This is a genomic window from Comamonas sp. MYb69, assembly GCF_037479315.1.
Lineage (GTDB): Bacteria > Pseudomonadota > Gammaproteobacteria > Burkholderiales > Burkholderiaceae_C > Comamonas.
In genome coordinates this window covers 354165-356284 of the sequence record NZ_JBBGZG010000005.1, presented here as the reverse complement: position 1 = coordinate 356284, position 2120 = coordinate 354165, and the positions used below count along the sequence as shown (strand labels likewise).

Sequence of the window (2120 nt, the reverse complement as noted above, 5' to 3'; positions counted from 1 at the left end):
GCGGTGGCCGGCCACAGCGATGCCAGCCAACCCGGCGCGGTGGCGGCGCAGGCCGACCCGGCCTGGGGCTTGGCGGCGCGCGGCGCCGCAGTGGAGGCCGGGGCACCGGCCTTTGCCTTTCGCCTGCAGGAGAAGGCCGAGTTCTGGACCGACCAGGCCGGCGACCTGTATGCCCAGGCCGTGGCTGCGCAATGGAATGCCGACACCGACATCGACTGGGCGCAAGCGCCCGAACCACCGGCGGTGATCGAGGACGCCATCGTCCAGGTGATGACCTATATGGTCGAGAACGAAAATGCGGCGCTGATTGTGCCGGCACGGTTCTTGGGCGAGCTGCATCCGCATTACCGCGAGCTGCAGGCGGCGCTGGCGATCCAGGTGGCCGATGAGGCGCGCCATATCGATGTGTTCACCCGCCGCATTCGCCGCCATGGGCGTGAGCCGGCGCTGTCCACCGCTGGCGGCCAGGCCTCGCTGCAGAGCCTGCTGGCGGAAAAGGATTTTTCGGTCGCGGGCTTTTTGCTGTCGGTGCTGGGCGAGGGCAGCTTTGTCAACCTGCTGCAGTTCTTGCAGACCTATGCGCCCGATCCGCTGACGCGCCAGATCTGCCGCCTCGCCGCCCGTGATGAGGCACGCCATGTGGCGCTGGGCATGTCGCACCTGCTGCATCGCTTGAAGCAGGAGCCGGACTTTCGCCACCGGCTGGCCCAGGCGGTGGAAGCGCGCCACGATGCGCTGGCTGGCACATCAGGCCTGAATGAAGAGGTGTTCGATGCGCTCATCTTGGTGGGCGCCGGTGCCTTGTCCGCCGATGCGCTGGCGCTGGGCAGCCAGCGCGTGCAGCAGCTGATGCAGGATATGGCCGATGGCCGCTACACCAAGCTGGTGCGGCTGGGCTTTGAGCGGGGCCATGCGCAGGAGCTGGCCTCCCTGCACACGCGCAATTTCATGTAGTGGCCAGGTGGCGGCGCGCCCATTGCGCCGTCCAATCGGCCAGTGCATCGGGGATGGAGCTGGCCTCGCCCGCGTCCAGCCCCAGGTGCTGGGCAGACTGGCGCAGCACGGTGATGCGCTGCTCGGCGCTATCCACCAGAACCGGCGGCGCGCCGTATTGTTTGGAGAGCTTTTCACCATCGGCCTGCAGCACCAAGGGCGTGTGCATATAGCGCGGCGCCGGCAGGCCCAGCGCGCGCTGCAGCAGCAGCTGGCGCGGGGTGTTGTCGGCCAGGTCAGCGCCACGCACCACATCGCTGATGCCTTGCGCTGCGTCATCGACCACCACGGCCAGCTGGTAGGCCCAGAGGCCATCGGCGCGCTGCACCAGAAAATCGCCCACGCTGGCGGCCACATCCTGCTGCATGGGGCCCAGCCAGCGGTCTTGCCACCGCAGTTGCTGGTCGCTGTGCAGCACTGGGTGGTCGGGCGTCGGCAACAGGTCATCTTGGGCCGCGGCGGCGCTGGCATGCTGCTGGTAGCGCAGGGTATGGAAGCGCCAGCTGCGCCCGGTCCTGCCATGCAGGCCATCGCGGCAGGTACCCGGGTAGGGGCGCTCGCCATGGCGCTCATGCACATGGCCCTGGGCGGCGAGCGCGGCATCCATATCGCGGCGCGTGCAGGCGCAGGGGTAGGCCCAGCCAGCTGCCTGCAGCTGCGCCAGAGCCTGGGCATAGAGGGCATGGCGGGCCGACTGCCACTGCGGCGGCGCATCGGGGATCAGCTGCAGCGCATGGAGCTGGCGCAGGATTTCCTGGTCCATGCCCGGCGGGCAGCGGGGCGGATCGATGTCTTCGATACGCAGCAACCAGCTGCCGCCATGGGCGCGGGCATCGAGCCAGGACGCCAGGGCCGCCACCAGCGAGCCCGCATGCAGCGGGCCGGTGGGTGAAGGGGCAAAGCGGCCGGTATAAACGCGAGAGCTCATGGGAGAGCAAGTGTAATGCCGCTGACCAGCGCGCAAAGCCGTTGCCCGGTATAGGCAACGGCTGAGGATGGAGAGCGCGGAAAAGCGGCCCCCCCGCGGGCCGGGGCCCGGGGGGGGTATTATAACGAAAAAACTACACCAAAAAAAAAAGTTTGGGGTTTTGCGAGTGGGCCGGCGCCGCGCCGGAAAGGAATAAGAA

Annotated in this window: 2 protein-coding genes; one reads left to right on the top strand and one right to left on the bottom strand. The window is 68.2% G+C overall.

The genetic code is table 11. The annotated features are described in order from the left end of the window. Positions 1 to 954, top strand: a 954-nt coding sequence (locus WH303_RS09840) for a ferritin-like domain-containing protein (protein WP_339518213.1), incomplete at its 5' end; no start/stop codon positions are given. Here the strand turns inward: WH303_RS09840 and gluQRS are convergent. Then, positions 947 to 1921, bottom strand: a complete 975-nt coding sequence (gene gluQRS / locus WH303_RS09835; RefSeq protein WP_339518212.1) for a tRNA glutamyl-Q(34) synthetase GluQRS — start codon at positions 1919 to 1921, stop codon at positions 947 to 949. The genes WH303_RS09840 and gluQRS overlap by 8 nt on opposite strands. Positions 1922 to 2120: the final 199 nt, after the last annotated feature.

What these genes read in the sequence shown, in the direction of transcription:
- gluQRS (WP_339518212.1), bottom strand. Translation starts at nt 1,921, where the DNA reads ATGAGCTCTCGCGTTTATACCGGCCGCTTTGCCCCTTCACCCACCGGC.